A 20,553-nucleotide genomic window follows, 5' to 3' on the forward strand; every position below is an offset into this window, starting at 1 on the left:
CCCCGCCATGACCTCAGCCATCGCCACCCTTGCCCTGCACCTGACTGCGGCGCTTGACCCCGCCCCGCAGGAAACCCGGCGCCTGTTCCACGGCCGCGGCCGTTGCTGGCCGGGGCTTGAGCAGATCACCGTCGACTGGTTGCAGGGGGTGTTGTCGGTCGCCTTGTTTCGCGAGCCCGCGCCTGAGCAGTTGGCCGAATTGGAGGCAATGCTCAATGCCCTGGCTCAAACCCCACAGTGGACGGGCGAGGCGATTTTGATCCAGCACCGCTACCTGCCCGACAGCCCCGGCCAGTGGCTGGTTGGCGGCCCGATCCAGCAACGTGAGGTGGTTGAGGATGGCCTGCGCTATTTGCTGGACTTGGGCGTTCGCCAGAACAACGGGCTGTTCCTCGATATGCGCTACGGTCGGCGCTGGGTGCGCGAACAGTCGGCCGGTAAGCGGGTGCTGAACTTGTTTGCCTATACCTGCGGCTTTTCCGTGGCGGCGATTGCTGGCGGGGCCGAGCAGGTGGTCAACCTGGACATGGCCAAGTCGGCGCTGTCGCGTGGGCGGGAGAATCATCGGCTCAATGGGCATGATGTGGGGCAGGTGGCGTTTCTCGGCCATGAGCTGTTCAAGTCCTGGGGCAAGGTGCGCAAGTATGGGCCGTATGACCTGGTCATCATCGATCCGCCGACGTTCCAGCGCGGTAGCTTCGTCCTGACCCAGGATTACGCGAAGATCCTGCGCCGCCTGCCGGAGCTCCTGCGCGAGGGCGGCACCGTGCTGGCCTGTGTCAACGATCCGGGGATCGGCTCGGCGTTCTTGATCGAGGGTATGGCTGAGCAGGCCCCGGCGCTGAAGTTTGTCGAGCGGCTGGAGAATCCCCCGGAGTTTCCCGATGTGGATGTTGAGGGTGGTTTGAAGGCTTTGGTATTCCGTCAGTAGGTTTGAAGCTATCGCGGGGCAAGCCCGCTCCCACTCAAGCCCGCTCCCACTCAAGCTCGCTCCCACGCAAGCCTGCTCCCACGCAATCGCTCTACTGCTCGCTCGGGAGCTGACTTGCGTGGGAGCGGGCTTGCCCCGCGATGAGACTGGCTCAGGCCGAAACAGCACGCGCCTGCGCAGGCATGGGATACACCTGGGCAAACGCCACATTCTCAGTCTGATCTACGCGCTTTTTCAGTCGCTCGTTGAACGCCCGGCTCACCGCATACTGGCCGCCGGAAATGGTGCGGAACTGCGCGGTCAACACGAAGCCGTTCAAATCCATCCGGTCCACCCCGAACACCTGCAGCGGCCCTTGCAGGTTGATCCGCAGCAGCGGGTCTTCGCTGATCGACTTGCCCACCTCGTGGATCAACGCAAGCGATTGATCGACATCGCTGTCGTAGGTGAACTGCACCGAGAAGAACGCGTAGGCGAACTGACGTGACTGGTTGGTGACGGCCTTGATCTGGCCGAACGGCACCGAATGCACGAATCCTTTGCCATCGCGCAGGCGCAGGGTGCGGATGGTCAGGCTCTCGACCGTGCCGGCATGCCCGGAATCGAGCACCACCCAATCGCCGATGGAAATGGTGTCTTCGATCAGGATGAACAGCCCGGTGATGACGTCCTGCACCAGTTGCTGCGAGCCGAAACCGATGGCCAAGCCGATCACCCCGGCACCGGCCAGCAGCGGCGCGACATTGATCCCCAGGTTGGCCATGGTGGTGATGGTGCAGATGACGATCAGGATCACCTTGATGGCGTTGCGCAGCATCGGCAGGATGGTCCGCGTGCGGGTGCTCGGCTGGCGCGAGGCGCGCCGACCGACAGCGGGCTTAAGCGCTTCCTGGATTGCCGTGTCGAGCACCACCCAGAGCAGCCAGGTGACCAGCAGGATCAAGCCGATGCTCGACAGTGAATTGCTGATCGCCTGGCCGAGGCTGTTGCTCAGGGCGAAGGTAATCACCGAAAAGCCCCAGATCCGCCCGAGCAGTTCGATGAACGCCACCGCCATGGCGATCCGCAGCAAGGCGTGCACCAGGCTGCGCAACAGCTCTTTGTAGGGGCGTACCCGCTGTTGATCGTCGCCCTCGTGCGTGGCCAGCAGGTGCTGCATCAGGGTGCTGAGGAACACCGCCGCGACCAGCAGCACAGTGGTCAATAGCGCGTTCTGCAAGGCTTTCTGACTTTCTTCGCCAGCGCCGATCAGGTGGATCGCCGACACCAGGATCATCATCAGGATCGGCAAGTACCACAGCTTGGAAAAGATCCGCAGCGTCTCCTGCACGGCGCGATGCTGCAAACGGTCCTTGAGGTCGCGGTTGCGGATCAAGTGCGCCACCGGGCGGCGCAGGCGCAGGACCAGGCTGGCAAAGACGAAGGTCGCCAGCAGCCCGGTCAATACGGCAATGCTGGCGGTGATGTTGCCGCCCAGCTGACGGGCGATCTGCGGACTGGTCAGGGCATCGCTCCAGGCTGCCAGAAAACCAATCATGAACAGCGGGCGCGGCGCCATGCGCCGGATCACTGCCACGGCTTGGCGTTTGTGGCCGGCGTCGAACAAGGTGATCAGGCAAAGGATGATCGAGGTCGAGAACAGGCCGCTGCTGGTCGCGTAGGCCAGGCTCAGGCCCAATGCGCGGGCGACCGAGGGATCGAGGAAGCGGCTGACGTAGAGCGTCAACGGCAGGCTGGCCAGGGCTGGCAAGGTATAGGGCAGAAGATAGCCAAGCAGGCTGCGTACGCGTTTGCGCTGACCCAGCAGGGAAGTCGCTGCGCAGCGCTTGGCGCACCAACGACCGAGGGTGGTGAGCAGGGCGAAGCTGGCGGCCCAGGTCAGGCTCAGCAGGAGGAAATTGCCGGTCAGCTGCAGCGAGTCGCTGGCTGAGTGGCGATCGACCAGACGCTCCATCTCCTTGGCGGCGCGGTCGGTACGCAGGCGCCAGGCGTCGATCAGGTGGGCATCGAGGTCGAGGTCTTGGGCTGCGCTGTCCAGGCCGTCAGCCAAGGCGCCGAGCAGGCCGCCTTGCAGCACCGGGGCTGGCTCCTCGGGCGTTTGCTCGGTGGGGGTGGGTTCTGCGGCGAGTAGCCGGGTGCTCAGCAGCAGGCTGAGTAGAAGCGGGGTGAGAAAGCGCAGCACTGGAGTACTCCTTGGGCCGGGGCGAGCGGGGAAGGGTTACTCAAGGAACTGATGGCTGAATGTGGGGGAAGTTCAGCTGGGTGTGTTGCCAGTGCCGGCGCTATCGCGGGGCAAGCCCGCTCCCACGCCAATCGTCAACCTCGGCGCAGAGTGTGGGAGCGGGCTTGCCCCGCGATGGGGCCGGCCCTAACCGATAACCTACTGACCGGTATAGATCTGGTCGAACACACCACCATCGTTGAAGTGGGTCTTCTGCACCGTGCGCCAGTCACCGAAGGTCTTCTCTACCGAGAGAAAGTCAACTTTCGGGAAGCGGTCGGTGTACTTGGCCAGTACCGTCGCGTCGCGCGGACGCAGGTAGTTCTGCGCGGCGATTTCCTGGGCAGCTGGCGACCACAGGTACTTCAGGTACTCCTCGGCCACCGCGCGGGTGCCTTTCTTGTCGACCACTTTGTCGACCACGCTCACCGGCGGCTCAGCTTCGGCCGACACGCTTGGATAGACTACTTCGAACTGGTCGCGGCCGAACTCGCGGGCAATCATCTCGGCTTCGTTCTCGAACGTTACCAGCACGTCGCCGATCTGGTTGGTCATGAACGTGGTAGTGGCGGCGCGGCCACCGGTGTCGAGCACTGGCGCTTGCTTGAACAGCTTGCCGACGAAGTCCTTGGCCTTGGCTTCGTCACCACCGTTTTGCAGCACGTAGCCCCAGGCCGAGAGGTAGGTGTAGCGGCCGTTACCGGAAGTCTTGGGGTTGGGCACGATCACCTGGACGCCGTCCTTGAGCAGATCGGGCCAGTCTTTCAGGGCCTTGGGGTTGCCCTTGCGAACGATGAACACGGTGGCCGAGGTGAACGGCGCGCTGTTGTTCGGCAGGCGGCTGACCCAGTTGTCCGGGACCAGTTTGCCGTTGTCGACCAGGGCATTGATGTCAGTGGCCATGTTCATGGTGATGACGTCAGCCGGCAGGCCGTCGATCACCGCTCGCGCTTGCTTGCTCGAACCGCCGAAGGACATCTGCAGGTTGACTTTCTCTTTGTGCTCGGCCTCCCAGTGCTTCTGGAACGCTGAGTTGTAGTCCTTGTAAAAGTCGCGCATCACGTCGTAGGAGACGTTGAGCAGGGTGGGCGCGGCCTGGGCCAGGTTGCCGAGGGTGAGCCCGGCGGCCAGTAGCGAGGCAGTGAACAGTTTTTTCACGACGCATTCCTTGTTCTTGAAGAGTGTGGGCAGTTTGCCAGCGACTATAGCGGGTGCTCGACAGGCGTTTAAAGAACAAAAAACGCTTTGGTTATTCCGCCTTGGGAAATAGCGCATTGCCGCAGCGTGAGCAGAATGCAGCGCCGTGTTCATGGTGCTTTTTCCGGCAGGTCGGGCAGTCGTGCTGCAGCTGTTCACCGCGCATGGCGTTGGCCAACTCAGCGGTAAAAATGCCGGTGGGCACGGCGATGATCGAGTAACCGGTGATCATCACCAGCGACGACAGCACTTGGCCCAGCGGAGTCTTCGGTACGATGTCGCCAAAGCCCACCGTAGTGAGGGTGACGATGGCCCAGTAGATGCCCTTGGGGATGCTGGTAAAGCCATGCTCGGGGCCTTCGATCACGTACATCAAGGTGCCGAACACCGTGACCAGGGTCGATACCGTGACCAGGAACACGATGATCTTCTGCTTGCTGCCGCGCAGCGCTGCCATCAGGTAGTTGGCTTGCTTGAGGTATTGGCCAAGCTTGAGCACGCGGAAGATGCGCAGCATGCGGATCACTCGGATGATCAGCAGGTACTGGGCGTCGCTGTAGTACAGGGCGATCACCCCAGGCACGATCGCCAGCAGATCGACCAGGCCGTAGAAGCTGAAGGCGTAGCGCAATGGCTTGGGCGAGCAGTACAGGCGGGTCAGGTACTCGGCGAGGAAGATCGCCGTGAAGCCCCACTCGATGGCGGCGAGCACCCCGGCGTAGCCTTGGTGAACTTCATCGATACTGTCGAGGATCACCGTCACCAGGCTGGCGAGGATGATCAGCAGGAGGATCTTGTCGAAGCGTCTGCCAGCGTCGGTGTCGGTCTGGAAGACGATGATGTAGAGCCGCTCGCGCAGGCTCGCAGGGGTATCCATGGGCGCGTTCCATTGTGCAATGGCCAGAGCCTAGGGGCTGCCCCTCAGCTGTGCAAGCGGCGTGGATTGCCTCCTTGGAGCAAACGCGGCAAGCGTGCACCCAGGTGCAGCAGCCAGCAAGCGGCAATGAACGGTGCGGTCAGGCCGGCAATCGGCAGCAGGTTGAACAGCGGCTGCAGCACAATCGCCAGGATGCTCGCCAGCATAGGCAGCCAGGGCCGTTCGCGTTGCGCGCTGAAGGCCAAGGCCGCCAGTGCTGCGTTAAAGCCGAGCAGGCCCATCCAGGCGGTCTGCGCCTCACCGGCCAGCAGCGCGACGCTGCCGCCCAGCGCCGAGCCGAGCAGGGCCCACAGCGCTGCGTAGCGGTTGGCGATGAACAGGCCAATGGCGATCAACAGGCCGGCCAAAGGCTGGTCGAGGAGAAACACCTGACCCAAGCCGCGCGCCAGGGCATGTATGGGATTGGCTTCGACCGCTGCAGCGGCGCTGGAGGGTTCGGCCAGCAGCAGGGCGGCCCAGCCGAGCAGCACGAACGGCGCGGTGTAGGCCGGAAGCAGGCAGTTGCCGCGTTTGCGCCACTGCTGGACAAAGATGCTCGAGAGGCCGCCAGCGGCGATGATCAGCGGTGGCAGGATCGCCGACCATGGCAGCACTGCGCTGAACAGGATGCCGATCAGCACGCCGTTGTAGCTGTACAACCCGGCCTGGCGGTCAGCGCGCGGATAGCCGCGGCGCTGTGCGGTGAGCAGGCCGGCCAGGGCGCCGAGCAGGGCGCCGCCGACCAGGTTGGGGGCGGTCAGCAGGATTGCCAGCAGGCAGCACAAGCCGCACAGCGGGTTGCGCTGCAGCAATACCTGGCTGAAGCCATTGAGCAGCGCCGTGGCCCAGTCGGGGCACGGGTTGACGAAATTTTTGGTGTACATGGGCAGTCAGCAAGGTTGATGGTGAGCGGTGGGCCTCTTTGGGCCTCGGGTTTTCCGCAGTGTCGAACAGTGCAACGGTAGCGTGGGAGCGAGCTTGCCCCGCGATAGCGAGCGTGGCTCCAGCTCAGTGATCGCGGGTCAAGCCCGCTCCCACGACGCTTGTTAGATCAGCGTCTCGATCCGCAGCGTGTTAGTCGTCCCCGGTTTGCCGAAAGGCACACCGGCGGTGATCAGCAGCGTGTCACCGCGGCTGGCCATGCCTTGCGCCTGGGCAATTTCCAGCGCCGTCGAGCAGATCTCATCGACCTGACGCAGGCGGTCGTTGACCACCGAGTGCACACCCCAGGTCACGCTCAGGCGGCGGGCGGTCACCAGGTTCGGCGTCAGGTTGAGGATCGGCGCGCGTGGCCGCTCACGTGCAGCGCGCAGGGTCGAAGCACCGGACTCGCTGTAGTTGACCAGCACCGCCACCGGCAGGATGCCGCTGATGCGGCGGATCGCGCAGCTGATCGCATCCGACATGGTCGCCTCGGCCTTGGGCCGGCCGACGTCCAGTTGCGCCTGGTAATCCGGGCCATTCTCGACCTGGCGGATGATCTTGCTCATCATCTGCACCGCTTCGAGCGGGTAGTCGCCCGAGGCGGTCTCGGCCGACAGCATCACCGCGTCCGCGCCTTCGGCCACGGCATTGGCCACGTCGGTGACTTCAGCGCGGGTCGGGGCAGGGGCGAAGCGCATCGATTCGAGCATCTGCGTCGCCACCACCACCGGCCGGCCCAATTGGCGGCAGGTGTTGATGATGCGTTTCTGGATCTGCGGCACGCTTTCGGCCGGCACTTCTACGCCCAGGTCACCGCGGGCGACCATGATGGCATCGGACAGCTCGGCGATTGCCTGCAATTGATCGACCGCCGAAGGCTTCTCGATCTTGGCCATCAGGTAGGCGCGATCACCGATCAGCTGGCGTGCTTCGATGATGTCCTGCGGGCGTTGGACGAACGACAGCGCCACCCAGTCCACGCCCAGTTCCAGGCCAAAGGCCAGGTCGCGGCGGTCTTTCTCAGTCAGCGGGCTGAGTTCGAGCACCGCTTGCGGCACGTTGACCCCTTTGCGATCGGACAGCTCGCCACCGGCCAGCACCTCGGTGTCAATCGCGTCGCTGTGCTTGGCCGTCACCCGCAGGCGCAGCTTGCCGTCGTCGAGCAACAGGTCCATGCCCGGTTCCAGCGCGGCGATGATCTCGGGGTGCGGCAGGTTGACCCGGCGGCTGTCGCCTGGGGTGCTATCCAGATCCAGGCGCAGGGCCTGGCCGCGTTGCAGCTGGACCTTGCCGTCGGCAAAACGGCCGACGCGCAGCTTCGGCCCTTGCAGGTCCATGAGGATGCCCAGCGGGTAGTTCAGCTGCTGCTCGACTTCGCGGATCCACTGATAGCGCAGGGCGTGGTCGGCATGTTCGCCGTGGCTGAAGTTGAGGCGGAAGATGTTCACTCCGGCTTCGACCAGTTGGCGGATGTCATCGACGCCGTTGATCGCAGGGCCGAGGGTAGCGAGGATTTTGACTTTTTTATCAGGCGTCATGATTGGGCAGTCTCAAGGATCAGAATGGCGCGGAAGTCGTTGACGTTGGTGCGGGTCGGTTCGGTGACGATCAGCGCATCCAGCGCGGCGAAATAGCCGTAGCCGTTGTTGTTGTCCAGTTCATCGCTGGCTGACAGGCCCAGGGCGGCGGCGCGGGCGAAGCTCTCCGGGGTCATGATGGCGCCGGCGTTTTCTTCCGAGCCATCGATGCCGTCGGTGTCACCGGCCAGGGCATACACGCCCGGCACGCCTTTGAGGCTTTCGGTGAGGCTGAGCAGGAACTCGGCGTTGCGCCCGCCACGGCCGTTGCCGCGCACGGTGACCGTGGTTTCGCCGCCGGAGAGGATCACGCAGGGCGCCTTCAGCGGCTGGCCGTGCAGAACGATCTGCCGGGCAATGCCGGCATGTACTTTGGCCACTTCGCGCGATTCGCCTTCCAGGTCACCCAGGATCAACGGGCTGAAGCCGGCTTGGCGGGCCTTGACCGCGGCCGCTTCCAGCGACTGCTGGGGCTTGGCGATCAACTGGAAATGGCTGCGGGCCAGGGCCGGGTCATCGGCCTTGACGGTTTCCGAGGCGGGGTTGTTCAGCCAGTCGATGACGGCCTTGGGCGCATCGATGTTGTAGCGCTTGATGATCGCCAGGGCGTCGGCCGAGGTGCTCGGGTCGGCCACGGTCGGGCCGGAAGCGATCACCGTGGCCAGGTCGCCCGGGACGTCGGAGATGGCGTAGGTGTACACCGTGGCCGGCCAGCAGGCCTTGGCCAGGCGTCCGCCCTTGATCGCCGAGAGGTGCTTGCGCACGCAGTTCATTTCGCCGATGGTCGCGCCGGACTTGAGCAGCGCCTTGTTGATCTGTTGCTTGTCGGCCAGGGTCAGGCCCTCGGCCGGCAATGCCAGCAGGGCCGAGCCGCCGCCGGACAGCAGGAAGATCACCCGATCGTCTTCGCACAGGTTGCTGACCAGTTCCAGCACGCGCTTGGCTACCGCCAGGCCGGCGGCATCGGGGACCGGGTGGGCGGCTTCGACCACCTCGATCTTCTGGCAGTTGGCGCCGTGGCCGTAGCGGGTCACGACCAGGCCGGAGACTTCGCCTTGCCAGCTTTTTTCGACCACTTCAGCCATGGCCGCGGCGGCTTTGCCGGCACCAATGACGATGACTCGGCCGCTACGGTCGGCGGGCAGGTGGGGTTCGAGGACCTGGCGGGGGTGGGCGGCAGCGATGGCTGTGTCGAACAGCTCGCGGAGTAATTGTTGCGGATCGACCGACATGGCAGGCTCCCAAATTCTTGTTGTTCTGCAAAATCGAAAACGCCCCTGGAACTGCCTCCGTGCAGGCTGAACCAGGGGCGGTGTTGCGCGTTGCCAGCGATGGCCTGTGGTTGCAAGTTCATCGCTGGTGGATTCTTCGCGGGCCCCGCAGGTAGCCCACAGTTCTCAGGTTCAGCGCTGAACCTGTAGGAGCGGGCTTGCCCGCGAAGAGGCCAGTGAGGCTAGCAATGGCTTACTTGTCGCCGCGGATCGAGAAGTTGGCCATGTGCTCCAGGCCTTTGATCAGCGCCGAGTGGTCCCAGTTGCCGCCACCGAGGGCGACGCAGGTGCTGAACACTTGCTGGGCGTTGGAGGTGTTGGGCAGGTTGATGCCCAGCTCCTTGGCGCCTTGCAGGGCCAGGTTCAGGTCCTTCTGGTGCAGGTTGATACGGAAGCCCGGGTCGAAGGTGCCTTTGATCATGCGCTCGGCATGCACTTCAAGGATCTTCGAGGAAGCGAAGCCACCCATCAGTGCTTCACGCACCTTGGCAGGATCGGCGCCGTTCTTGGCAGCGAACAGCAGCGCTTCGCTGACAGCCTGGATGTTCAGGGCGACGATGATCTGGTTGGCGACCTTGGCCGTCTGGCCGTCGCCATTGCCGCCAACGCGGGTGATGTTCTTGCCCATGGCTTCGAACAGCGGCAGGGCGCGCTCGAAGGCTTTCGGGCAGCCACCGACCATGATGCTCAGGGTCGCGGCCTTGGCACCGACTTCACCGCCCGACACTGGCGCGTCGAGGTAGGCAGCGCCGGTTGCCTTGATCTTCTCGGCAAAGGCTTTGGTGGCAGTTGGCGAGATCGAGCTCATGTCGATCACCACCTTGTTCGGGCCAACGCCTTCGCCAACGCCGTTTTCACCGAACAGCACGGCCTCGACCTGGGGGGTATCGGGGACCATGACGATGATGAATTCAGCTTCCTGGGCCACTTCTTTGGGGTTGGCCAGGGCCACCGCGCCAGCGGCGATCAGGTCGGCCGGGGCTGCGTCGTGGTGGGTGGAGACGAACAGGCTGTGACCTGCTTTTTGCAGGTTCTGGGCCATGGGCTTGCCCATGATGCCGGTGCCGATAAAACCGATTTTAGCCATGAGAATTTGCCTCTTTGTATTTGTGATATCTCAAGCGAGCCAAGGCCTCTGTGGGGGCGGGCTTGTCGAAGCGTCGAACCGCCGCGAAACAGCCGGTGTTCGCGGGCAAGCCCGCTCCCACAGGGTTTGTTGTTTCACAGGGGGCCTGTGTTCAGCCCTTCAGATAGCGTTATGGGTCTTCAGCCAGCCCAGGCCAGCCTCGGTGGTGGTCAGCGGCTTGTATTCCGCGCCCACCCAGCCCTGGTAACCGATGCGGTCCAGGTGCTCGAACAGGAAGCGGTAGTTGATCTCACCGGTGCCTGGCTCGTTGCGGCCGGGGTTGTCGGCCAGCTGGATGTGGTTGATCAGCTTCAGGTTGGCTTGCAGGGTGCGAGCCAGGTCACCTTCCATGATCTGCATGTGGTAGATGTCGTACTGCAGGAACAGGTTGTCGCTGCCGACTTCGGCCTGGATTTCCAGGGCCTGTTGGGTGGTGTTCAGGTAGAAACCTGGGATGTCGCGGGTGTTGATCATTTCCATGACCAGGCGAATCCCGGCAGCCTTGAGTTTGTCGGCGGCGAACTTGAGGTTGTCGACGAAGGTCTTGCGCACATCGGCGCATTGCAGGCCTTGTGGACGGATGCCGGCCAGGCAGTTGACCTGGGTGTTGCCCAGGACCTTGGCGTATTCGATGGCCTTGTCGACGCCGCTGCGGAACTCTTCGACGCGGTCCGGGTGGCAGGCGATGCCGCGCTCACCCTTGCCCCAATCGCCGGCAGGCAGGTTGAACAGCACCTGGGTCAGGCCGTGGGCGTCGAGCTGCTGCTTGATCAGGTCGGCGCTGAAGTCATACGGGAAGAGGTATTCGACACCGCTGAAGCCAGCGTCGGCGGCGGCCTTGAAGCGGGCCAGGAAGTCCTGCTCGGTGAACAGCATGGACAGGTTGGCAGCGAAGCGAGGCATGGTTGTCTCCTTTGCAGATGAAGGCCCCCGGCACAATCGGCGCGGGGGCGTCAGGCAATCAGTCGAGCATCGAGATCGCAGTTGGCGCGTCGTTGCCAACCAGGGCGAGGTCTTCGAACTCGTTGACCGCGTTGATCTCGGTGCCCATGGAAATGTTGGTCACACGCTCGAGGATCACTTCAACCACGACCGGCACGCGGAATTCTTCGGCCATTTTCTGCGCCTTGAGCAGGGCAGGGGCGATCTCGCCTGGCTCGAATACGCGCAGGGCCTTGCAACCCAGGCCTTCGACCACGGCAACGTGATCGACACCGTAGCTGCCGGCTTCGGTCGAGTTGATGTTCTCGAACGCCAGTTGTACACAGTAATCCATGTCGAAGCCACGCTGCGCCTGGCGGATCAGGCCAAGGTAGGCGTTGTTCACCAGCACGTGGACGTACGGCAGGTTGAACTGCGCGCCGACTGCCAGTTCTTCGATCATGAACTGGAAGTCGTAGTCACCCGAGAGGGCAACGACCTTGCGTTGCGGGTCGGCCTTGACCACGCCCAGTGCTGCTGGAATGGTCCAGCCCAGCGGGCCGGCCTGGCCGCAGTTGATCCAGTGGCGTGGCTTGTAGACGTGGAGGAACTGCGCGCCGGCGATCTGCGACAGGCCGATGGTGCTGACGTAGCAGGTGTCCTTGCCGAACACTTGGTTCATTTCTTCGTAGACGCGCTGCGGCTTGACCGGCACGTTGTCGAAGTGAGTCTTGCGCTGCAGGCTCGACTTGCGCTGTTGGCAGTCTTCCAGCCAAGCGCCACGGTCCTTGAGCTTGCCAGCGGCTTTCCACTCGCGCGCCACTTCGAGGAACACATCCAGCGCCTTGCCGGCGTCAGACACGATACCCAGGTCCGGGGTGAACACACGGCCGATCTGGGTCGGTTCGATATCGACGTGAACGAACTTGCGGCCCTCGGTGTAGACGTCGACGGAACCGGTGTGGCGGTTGGCCCAACGGTTGCCGATACCGAACACCAGGTCGGATTTGAGCAGGGTGGCGTTGCCGTAGCGGTGCGAGGTCTGCAGACCGACCATGCCGACCATTTGCGGGTGGTCGTCAGGGATGGTGCCCCAGCCCATCAGGGTCGGGATGACCGGTACGCCGGTCAGCTCGGCGAACTCAACCAGCTTGTCGCTGGCATCGGCGTTGATGATGCCGCCACCGGCAACCAGCAATGGGCGCTCGGCGTCATTGAGCAGGGCCAGGGCCTTCTCGGCTTGCACGCGGCTGGCCGATGGCTTGTTGACTGGCAGTGGCTCGTAGGCATCGATATCGAACTCGATCTCAGCCATCTGCACGTCGAACGGCAGGTCGATCAGCACTGGGCCAGGGCGGCCGCTGCGCATTTCGAAGAAGGCCTTCTGGAAGGCGTAAGGCACTTGGCCTGGCTCCAGAACAGTGGTGGCCCACTTGGTCACTGGCTTGACGATGTTGGTGATGTCGACTGCCTGGAAGTCTTCCTTGTGCAGACGTGCGCGCGGTGCTTGGCCGGTGATGCAGAGGATCGGGATGGAGTCGGCGGATGCACTGTACAGGCCGGTGACCATGTCGGTGCCGGCAGGGCCGGAGGTGCCGATGCACACGCCGATATTGCCTGGGTTGGCACGGGTGTAACCCTCGGCCATGTGCGAGGCACCTTCGACGTGACGAGCGAGGACATGATCGATGCCACCGACTTTTTTCAGGGCCGAGTACAGCGGGTTGATGGCAGCCCCTGGGATGCCGAACGCGGTATCTACACCTTCACGGCGCATGACCAGAACGGCTGCATCGATTGCTCTCATTTTGCTCATGGGTTGTGCCTCATCGATTTTGTAATTGTATACAACTTGCTCTGCGCCAGAGTGTATTCACGCTCGGCGGCTTAGGTCAATCCATTTTCATCGGGACGGGTGGCTTTCGTCGGGATGCCCATGAAAACGGCATTTCGTCTGATCGTGCACGATCGTCTAAAAATATTGTATACAAAAACAATTGTCGTTGTGTTCTATTTGTCCGATCGAATTTCAACTGCCCTCAGGGCTTCTCACAACAATAAGAGGACCTTTGCAATGACTACATTGACTCTGAAAGTCGCTGTCAGCGTGGTGAACGCCGCGCTGGCCGCTGGCCGCAAGATCAACGCCGCACCACTGACCGTGGCGGTGCTCGATGCCGGTGGGCATCTGCTGGCGCTGCAGCGTGAAGATGGCGCCAGCCTGTTGCGGCCGCAGGTGGCCACCGGTAAAGCCTGGGGCGCGATTGCGCTGGGCAAGGGCTCGCGTCTGCTGGCGCTGGATGCGCAGCAGCGGCCGGCGTTTTTCGCTGCCTTGAATGGGCTGGGTGAGCGGTCGGTGGTGCCGGCGCCGGGGGGTGTGCTGATTCGTGATCAGGACGGCAAAGTGCTGGGAGCGGTGGGGATCAGCGGGGATACTTCGGATATCGATGAGCAGTGTGCGATCAGTGCGATCGAGGAGGCGGGGTTGACTGCCGATGCGGGCGTCGCGGCTTAAGCGATAGTTGTCAGTTGCAACCCTATCGCGGGGCAAGCCCGCTCCCACGAAGACTGCATGCCACCTAGGGACAGTGCAGGTAGTCCACGTGGGAGCGGGCGTGCCCCGCGATTGCGGCTCTCAGGCTGCCTCGGGTTCACATCCCTTCAGCACCAGGCGAATGATGGTCTGCGCCGCCGCTTCATAATCACTGTCAGCCAACTTGGCCTTGCCGGTGACTGCCGAAATCTGCCAATCGAAATCCGCATAGGTCTGGGTCGCCGCCCAGATGCTGAACATCAGGTGATGAGCATCGACGGGGGCGATCTGCTTGCGGTCGATCCAGCGCTGGATGCACTCGATGTTGTGCCTGGCCTGCTCGTTGAGCTGCTCGACCTGGCTGGGCGACAGGTGCGGCGCGCCGTGCATGATCTCGCTGGCGAACACTTTGGAGGCATGTGGCAGGTCGCGCGAGATGCGGATCTTCGAGCGAATGTAGGAACTCAACACTTGCTTGGGGTCACCATCGGCATTGAACGGCGTCGAGGCCTGCATGATCGGCGCGATGATGCTTTCCAGGACCTCGCGGTAGAGGTTGTCCTTGGATTTGAAGTAGTAGTACACGTTCGGCTTGGGCAGGCCTGCCTTGGCCGCGATGTCGCTGGTCTTGGTGGCGGCGAAGCCCTTGTCGGCGAATTCCTCGCTGGCCGCGCGCAGGATCAGTTCCTTGTTGCGCTCGCGAATGGTGCTCATGGTCAGGGATCTTCCTCGCAATGGTCGCCTCTAAGAGGGATCGGCCATGGTAGCACCGGCCTTGACGGGCGCTCAAGGCAGGGTGTTTGGGCTAGAATTCGACGATTCACTCAATGGGAAACCGGCAAACATGGCAGGAAGCAGTCTACTGGTACTGATCGACGACATCGCCACGGTGCTCGACGATGTCTCGCTGATGACCAAGGTCGCGGCGAAAAAGACCGCTGGCGTGCTCGGTGACGATTTGGCACTGAACGCTCAGCAAGTCACTGGCGTGCGTGCCGAACGGGAAATCCCGGTGGTCTGGGCGGTGGCCAAGGGTTCGTTCCTGAACAAGCTGATCCTGGTCCCGGCGGCGCTGTTGATCAGTGCCTTCATTCCTTGGGCGGTAATCCCGTTGCTGATGCTGGGCGGGGCTTATCTGTGCTTCGAGGGCTTCGAGAAGCTGGCGCACAAGTTTCTCCACAGCAAGGCCGAGGATGCCGCCGAGCACGGCGCCCGCGCCGAAGCGGTGGCAGATCCGAATGTCGATCTGGTGGCCTATGAGAAGGACAAGATCAAGGGCGCGGTGCGCACCGACTTCATCCTCTCGGCGGAGATCATCGCCATTACCCTGGGTACGGTGGCCGACGCCCCGCTGGCGCAGCAGATCATCGTGCTGTCGGGTATCGCCATCGTCATGACCATTGGTGTGTATGGCCTGGTGGCCGGCATCGTCAAGCTCGATGACCTTGGCCTGTGGCTGACCCAAAAAGCCTCGCGTGCGGCGCAGGCGGTGGGGAACGCAATTCTGCGCACCGCGCCGTACATGATGAAGAGCCTGTCGGTGATCGGTACTGCAGCGATGTTTTTGGTCGGCGGCGGGATTCTGGTGCATGGCATTGCGCCGTTGCATCATGCCATCGAAGCCTTCAGCGAAGGGCGCGGCGGGGCACTGACCGGGGCGTTGCTCAATGGGCTTGCCGGGGTGGTTGCCGGGGCCGTGGTGCTGGCGGTGGTCAGCGTGCTGGGTAAGGTTTGGCGGGTGGTACGTCCTGCTAGCTGATGCCAATCGCGGGAGCGGGCTTGCCCTGCGATTGCGTCGTCAATCAAATCGCTATCGCAGGGCAAGCCCGCTCCCACAGGTTCAGCAGCGTTATACCTGTAGGAGCTGGCTTGCCCGCGAAGGGCCGCAGAGCGGCCCCGAACACTCAGATCAGAAGTGCACCTTGACCAACAGGCTCGCGGTGTTCTGGTCGGTGGTGAACGCATCGGAATCCTTGATCCCGTACTTGTTCTTCCAGTAGTCGTACTCGATACCGACGTACAGCTGCTTCTCGCCAAAGTGCAGCGCCTTGCCCAGGTCATACTTGATCTGTGGGTTGAAGTGCAGGTTGGCCTGATAGGTGCCGCGACGGTTCTCGTCGTTATCCACCACCCAATCCATGAAGCCATCGATGAGGATGTCGGACGAGCCGACCGGGATGGTGTACGACCACACTGGGGTGATCTGCCAGACGTTGTCACCGGGGCGGCTGCCATCGGTGGTGCGCTGGTAGAAGTTCAGCTGGAAGTAATCGAAGCCTGGGATATCCAGGTCAAAGCCAGGACCGATCAGGTACGCCTCGGTATCACCCTCGCCGAACTCGTAGGTCATCGCCAACAGCACGTCCTTGACCGGGCCGAAGGCGATCTTCTGATCGAAGATCTTGCCGAACGACAGGCGCGGGCTGATTTCGCCGTAGTAGGTGTTGGGGCCGTTACTGGCGTCTTTCTTGCCCTGGTAGAAGATCTTGTCGACAAAGATGAAGTTGTCGCCGTACTTCCACCCATCGGCGTGCTCGAAGGTGAAGGTCTGCTGGGTCTCTGGGTTGACCTTGAAGTTCTTGCCCCAGAGGTAGGTCAGGCTGTTGTTCTGCCACTGCAGCAGGTCACCGGCGACGCTGGCGCCAGAGGCCAGCAGGCCGCCAGCGAGGATCAGGCTATTGATGGTACGCATTGCGTGTGTCGCTCCCTTGAGTCGGATCTGTTGTCAGCGCTCGGTGGCGGCGCTGTTCTTGTCTTTTGAGTCAGCTTTTTTCGATTGGCCACAGCTGTTTGGCAAGAGCTGCGCCAACTTTCCGGGTTGGTCACAACCATCCTGCTCGACGTCTTTCTGAACGGATGAAATGGGTAGCTTGAGGCTGGCAAAACGTTGGCCAACCGCCCGAATTCATTGACTGAGCGGTCAGTAAACGCAGGCAGAAATCATTCTGCCCTGAGCGAGGGGGCGCGCAGATTACTCACTTGCGCGCCGGTCCTCAAGTGCTCCGTCCTGGAGCACTACTCACCAAACTTGGGCGTTTGGTCAGATTCTTAGAAGTGCACCTTCACCAGGGCGCTGGCGACGCTTTGATTGCTGTCGACATTGCCACGGCTGTCGATGCCGTATTTGTCTTTCCAGTAGCTGTATTCAAAGCCCACATACAGCTGCTTGGCGCCCATGTTCAGAGCCTTGCCCAGGTCGTATTTGACCTGTGGGTTGAACTGCAGGTTGGCGTGATAGGTGCCGCGGCGGGTCTGGTCGTTGTCCACTACCCAGTCGATGTAGCCATCGATAAGGATGTCGGAGCGGCCCACTGGGATGGTGTAGGACCAGGCCGGGGTAATCTGCCAAACGTTGTCACCGGGGCGGCTGCCTTCGGTGTTGCGCAGGTAGAAGTTCAGGGTGAAGTAGTTGAAGCCGGGGATCCCCAGGTCGAACCCGGGGCCGATCAGGTAGGCCTCGTTGTCGCCTTCGCCGCGCTCGTAGGTCATGGCCAGGAGCACGTCCTTGACCGGGCCGAAGGCGAAGCTCTTGCCGGTGATCTTGCCCAGCGACAGGCGCGGGCTGAACTCACCGTAGTAGGTGGTCACGCCTTTGCTTGGGTCGGCCTTGCCGTTGTAGAAGATCTTGTCGACGAACAGGAAGGTGTCGCCGTACTTCCATTTGTTGGCGTGCTCGAAGGTAATGGTCTGCTGGATGTCGGGGTTGACCTTGAAGTCTTTGCCGTACAGGTAGGTCAGGCTTTCGCCGTGCCATTGCAGCCATTCGCCTGCATGCGTGGGGAGGGTGGCCAGCAGGCTGCTGCCCAGCAACAGGGACGAGGTGATGCGCTTCATGTTGTGATTCCCGGACTTATTGTTTTTTTTGGGTTTTTTTGGCGCAAACGCGCCCCGAACGGCCCATTCCGGCGGGCCGACGGTGTTGCGGTACGACGAGGTTGAAAAACGGGGTGGCCGACCGCGCCACCCCGCGCACTCAGTGCTGGTGACAGGCGTCGTTATGCGCCGCCCGATCAGCGCCACCGAGGATGTTGAACAGCACGTTCAGCACCAGGGCACTGAGCGTGGCCATGGCGATACCGCTGTGGGTGATTGGCTCCATCCACTGTGGCATTTGCGCGAAGAACTCGGGCTTGACCACCGGGATCAGGCCAAAGCCCACGCTGACCGCGACCAGCAGCTGGTTGCGGCGGTCGGAGATGTCCGCCTCCTGCAAGATCTTGATCCCGGTGGCGGTGACCATGCCGAACATGGCAATGGACGCGCCGCCAAGGACCGCAGGCGGGATCGAGGCGATCAGGTAGGCCGCCTTGGGCAGCAGGCTCAGGCCGATCAGCAGCCCACCCGCGACCACCGTGACGTAGCGGCAGCGCACGCCGGTCATCTGCACCAGGCCGATGTTCTGGGCGAACGAGGAGTGGGTGAAGGTGTTGAAGAAGCCAGCGACGAACGAGGCGCCAGCGTCGCACAACAGCCCGCGGCGGAGCATGCCCGGGGTCACTTCGCGATCGGTCACTTTGCCCAGGGCCAGGAACATCCCGGTGGACTCGACAAAGATGATCACCACCACCAGGCACATCGACAGGATCGGCGCCAGGCTGAACGTCGGCATGCCGAAGTGCAGCGGCGTGACCACTTGCAGCCATGGCGCCTGGGCCAGGCCCGACAGGTCGACCATGCCGATCGAGCCGGCCAGGATGTAGCCCAGGCCCATGCCGACCAGCACCGAAACGTTGACCCAAAAGCCGCGCATGAAGCGGTTGATCAACAGGATCACGGCCAGCACCAGGCCTGCCACCATCAGGTAGATCGGCGAGCCGAAGGTCTCGGCTTCATGCCCGCCACCGGCCCAGTTGACTGCCACTGGGAACAGCGACAGGCCAATCGAGGTAATCACGGTGCCGGTGACCAGCGGCGGGAAGAAGCGCACCACCTTGGACATGAACGGCGCGATCAGCATGCCGAAGAAGCCGGCGGCGATGGTCGCGCCGAAGATCCCCTGCAGGCCGACACCGGGCATGCCGGCCATGGCCACCATGCTGCCGACCGCAGCAAAACTGGCGCCCATCATGACTGGCATGCGAATGCCGACAGGACCGATACCGAACGATTGGATGATGGTGGCAACGCCTGCGACCAGCAGGTCGGCGTTGATCAGGAACGCGACTTCTTCGCGCGACAGGCCAGCGGCCTGGCCGATGATCAGCGGCACGGCGATCGCGCCTCCGTACATCAGCAGAACATGTTGCAAACCTACCAGGATCAGCTGAAACAGGGGCAGGGGCTGTCGTGGCGGCGCAACGGGGATGTACGCCTTGGGTGACTCGGACATGCAGCACCTCGAGTTTTGTTCTTATTCTCGGATCCAAGCGCTGGGTCTCGATCGGCAAGCTCTGGTTAGAAAGCTAGGGGTTCCCGATTGAGGCCTGACGCTCGATGCTTGCTTGTTGCGTACTGCGTATAGCGTAAGCGGCAAAGCCACTGCGTCTGTAGGAGCGGTGTTGCCCGCGATGGCGATAGTGCACGCTCTATCGCATTCGCGGGCAAGCCCGCTCCTACAGGTTGACGCGTCGTTGCCGCTGTCTCGATCAGTTGACGGGAGCGCCTTTGGCAATCCAGTCACCGACCAACTTGCGCTCCTCGACGGTCATCTGGGTGATGTTGCCCAGCGGCATGATCTGGCTGGCGACCGCTTGCGCTTGGATGCGCGCGGCCTGGGCCTGGATCTGCTGCGGGGTGTCGAACATCACACCGCCAGGGGCGGCGCTGAACAGCGGGCTGGTTGGCTTGGACGAGTGGCACACGGTGCAGCGTTCCTGGATGACCGTGTGGATCTTGTCGAAAGCGCCACCGGCGGCCTGGGTGCTGGCCTGAGCTGGAGCCTCGGCCGCTGCGGCAGGCGCTTGGGCGGCTTTGGCAGCTTCTTCGGCGCGCAGTTCGGCAGCGGTCTTGCCCCCTACAGCGGTCGCTGGCAGCGGCTGGTACTCGACCTGCGCGGCAGCCTGCTCAGGTGCGGTGGGCAGCGGCTTGGGACCGGTCACATAGGCCAGGCAGATCATCGCCAGGGCGCCGACAGGCAGGGTCCAGGCGAACTTGTTGCTGTCGTGGCGGGTGTTGAAGTAGTGACGGATCAGTACCGCAGCCACGGCGATCCCGGCCAGGATCAGCCAGTTGTATTGGCTGCCATAGGTGCTCGGGAAGTGGTTGCTGATCATGATGAACAGCACCGGCAGGGTGAAGTAGTTGTTATGACGCGAGCGCAGCAGACCCTTGGCCGGCAGTACCGGATCAGGGGTCTGGTTGTTCTCGATTGCCGCCACCAGCTGGCGCTGGGCCGGCATGATGATGCGGAACACGTTACCGACCATGATGGTGCCGATGATCGCGCCAGTGTGCAGGTATGCGCCGCGACCGCTGAACACCAGGCTGAAGCCCCAGCAGGCGGCGATGATCAGCACAAACAGCACACCGCCGAGCAGGGCGGGGCGCTTGCCCAGTGGCGAGTCGCAGAGGAAGTCGTAGATGAACCAGCCGGCGACCAGCGAGCCGATACCGATCGCCACGCCTTCGGCACCACTGAGGGTGCTGCCTGGTGCCAGCAGGTACAGGGTCGGGTTCCAATAGAACACCACGCACAGCAGGGCGATACCGGACATCCAGGTGAAATAGGCTTCCCATTTGAACCAGTGCAGGTTCTCAGGCATTTTCGGCGGGGCCAGCTTGTACTTCTCCAGGTGGTAGATACCACCACCATGGATGGCCCAGAGATCACCTGACAACCCATCGCGCGGGTTGCTTCGATTCAGGTGGTTCTCGAGCCAGACGAAGTAGAACGATGCACCGATCCAGGCCACGCCGGTGATCATGTGAACCCAGCGAATGCTCAGGTTCAGCCATTCGTGAAGGTGTGCTTCCACAGTATGTACCTCTTGCCGGTCA

Annotated in this window: 17 protein-coding genes; 3 read left to right on the forward strand and 14 right to left on the reverse strand. The window is 62.7% G+C overall.

The annotated features are described in order from the left end of the window. The first annotated feature begins 7 nt into the window (after positions 1-7). Positions 8-931 (forward strand): class I SAM-dependent methyltransferase, encoded by a 924-nt coding sequence (locus ACI2JX_RS01940; protein ID WP_404689231.1) that lies wholly within the window; start codon positions 8-10, stop codon positions 929-931. Positions 932-1,082: 151 nt separating this feature from the next. Here ACI2JX_RS01940 and ACI2JX_RS01945 read toward each other — a convergent pair whose 3' ends face one another. The 9 genes from ACI2JX_RS01945 to gcl all read right to left on the reverse strand — a co-directional run bounded on the left by ACI2JX_RS01945 (position 1,083) and on the right by gcl (position 12,900). Beyond that, positions 1,083-3,113, reverse strand: coding sequence for a mechanosensitive ion channel family protein (locus ACI2JX_RS01945; RefSeq protein ID WP_264237256.1), 2,031 nt, complete (start codon positions 3,111-3,113; stop codon positions 1,083-1,085). 198 nt (positions 3,114-3,311) lie between these two features. Further along, positions 3,312-4,310, reverse strand: a complete 999-nt coding sequence (locus ACI2JX_RS01950) for a sulfate ABC transporter substrate-binding protein (RefSeq protein ID WP_264237203.1) — start codon at positions 4,308-4,310, stop codon at positions 3,312-3,314. Positions 4,311-4,401: 91 nt separating this feature from the next. Beyond that, positions 4,402-5,226, reverse strand: coding sequence for an ion transporter (locus ACI2JX_RS01955; RefSeq protein ID WP_404689232.1), 825 nt, complete (start codon positions 5,224-5,226; stop codon positions 4,402-4,404). A gap of 44 nt (positions 5,227-5,270) precedes the next feature. Further along, positions 5,271-6,149 carry an urea transporter gene (locus ACI2JX_RS01960; protein WP_368972921.1) on the reverse strand — a complete coding sequence of 293 codons (879 nt, stop codon included), beginning with the start codon at positions 6,147-6,149 and terminating at the stop codon, positions 5,271-5,273. A gap of 162 nt (positions 6,150-6,311) precedes the next feature. Continuing rightward, a complete protein-coding gene (gene pyk, locus ACI2JX_RS01965; protein WP_186556265.1) occupies positions 6,312-7,727 on the reverse strand; it encodes a pyruvate kinase in 1,416 nt (471 codons plus the stop codon). Further along, positions 7,724-8,998 (reverse strand): glycerate kinase, encoded by a 1,275-nt coding sequence (locus tag ACI2JX_RS01970; RefSeq protein ID WP_186556266.1) that lies wholly within the window; start codon positions 8,996-8,998, stop codon positions 7,724-7,726. The genes pyk and ACI2JX_RS01970 overlap by 4 nt, the downstream gene beginning before the upstream one ends. Before the next feature lie 232 nt (positions 8,999-9,230). Then, on the reverse strand, positions 9,231-10,124 hold the full coding sequence (locus ACI2JX_RS01975) for a 2-hydroxy-3-oxopropionate reductase (RefSeq protein ID WP_186556267.1): 894 nt from the start codon (positions 10,122-10,124) through the stop codon (positions 9,231-9,233). Between the two features lie 159 nt (positions 10,125-10,283). After that, a complete protein-coding gene (gene hyi, locus ACI2JX_RS01980) occupies positions 10,284-11,066 on the reverse strand; it encodes a hydroxypyruvate isomerase (RefSeq protein ID WP_264237209.1) in 783 nt (260 codons plus the stop codon). Between the two features lie 58 nt (positions 11,067-11,124). After that, positions 11,125-12,900, reverse strand: coding sequence for a glyoxylate carboligase (gene gcl / locus ACI2JX_RS01985; protein WP_186556269.1), 1,776 nt, complete (start codon positions 12,898-12,900; stop codon positions 11,125-11,127). Between the two features lie 258 nt (positions 12,901-13,158). Between gcl and ACI2JX_RS01990 the strand changes: the two genes are divergently transcribed. Further along, complete coding sequence (locus ACI2JX_RS01990; protein ID WP_404689233.1) at positions 13,159-13,599, forward strand: heme-binding protein; 441 nt, start codon at positions 13,159-13,161, stop codon at positions 13,597-13,599. Between the two features lie 120 nt (positions 13,600-13,719). Here ACI2JX_RS01990 and ACI2JX_RS01995 read toward each other — a convergent pair whose 3' ends face one another. Beyond that, positions 13,720-14,331: a TetR/AcrR family transcriptional regulator gene (locus ACI2JX_RS01995; RefSeq protein WP_404689234.1), complete on the reverse strand. Its 612-nt coding sequence runs from the start codon at positions 14,329-14,331 to the stop codon at positions 13,720-13,722. 130 nt (positions 14,332-14,461) lie between these two features. Between ACI2JX_RS01995 and ACI2JX_RS02000 the strand changes: the two genes are divergently transcribed. Further along, positions 14,462-15,376, forward strand: a complete 915-nt coding sequence (locus ACI2JX_RS02000; protein WP_404689235.1) for a DUF808 domain-containing protein — start codon at positions 14,462-14,464, stop codon at positions 15,374-15,376. A 150-nt stretch (positions 15,377-15,526) separates the two neighbouring features. Here the strand turns inward: ACI2JX_RS02000 and ACI2JX_RS02005 are convergent, their stop codons facing one another. From ACI2JX_RS02005 to ACI2JX_RS02020, 4 genes are all read right to left on the reverse strand, one after another. Next, positions 15,527-16,309: an outer membrane protein OmpK gene (locus ACI2JX_RS02005; protein WP_186556273.1), complete on the reverse strand. Its 783-nt coding sequence runs from the start codon at positions 16,307-16,309 to the stop codon at positions 15,527-15,529. Between the two features lie 356 nt (positions 16,310-16,665). Further along, positions 16,666-17,451, reverse strand: coding sequence for an outer membrane protein OmpK (locus ACI2JX_RS02010; RefSeq protein WP_186556274.1), 786 nt, complete (start codon positions 17,449-17,451; stop codon positions 16,666-16,668). Positions 17,452-17,590: 139 nt separating this feature from the next. Then, positions 17,591-18,946 (reverse strand): nucleobase:cation symporter-2 family protein, encoded by a 1,356-nt coding sequence (locus ACI2JX_RS02015; RefSeq protein WP_264237216.1) that lies wholly within the window; start codon positions 18,944-18,946, stop codon positions 17,591-17,593. Positions 18,947-19,202: 256 nt separating this feature from the next. Continuing rightward, on the reverse strand, positions 19,203-20,531 hold the full coding sequence (locus ACI2JX_RS02020) for a urate hydroxylase PuuD (protein ID WP_186556276.1): 1,329 nt from the start codon (positions 20,529-20,531) through the stop codon (positions 19,203-19,205). Positions 20,532-20,553 lie beyond the last annotated feature (22 nt).

This window comes from Pseudomonas sp. NPDC088890, from assembly GCF_044900155.1.
GTDB classification, from domain to species: domain Bacteria; phylum Pseudomonadota; class Gammaproteobacteria; order Pseudomonadales; family Pseudomonadaceae; genus Aquipseudomonas; species Aquipseudomonas urmiensis.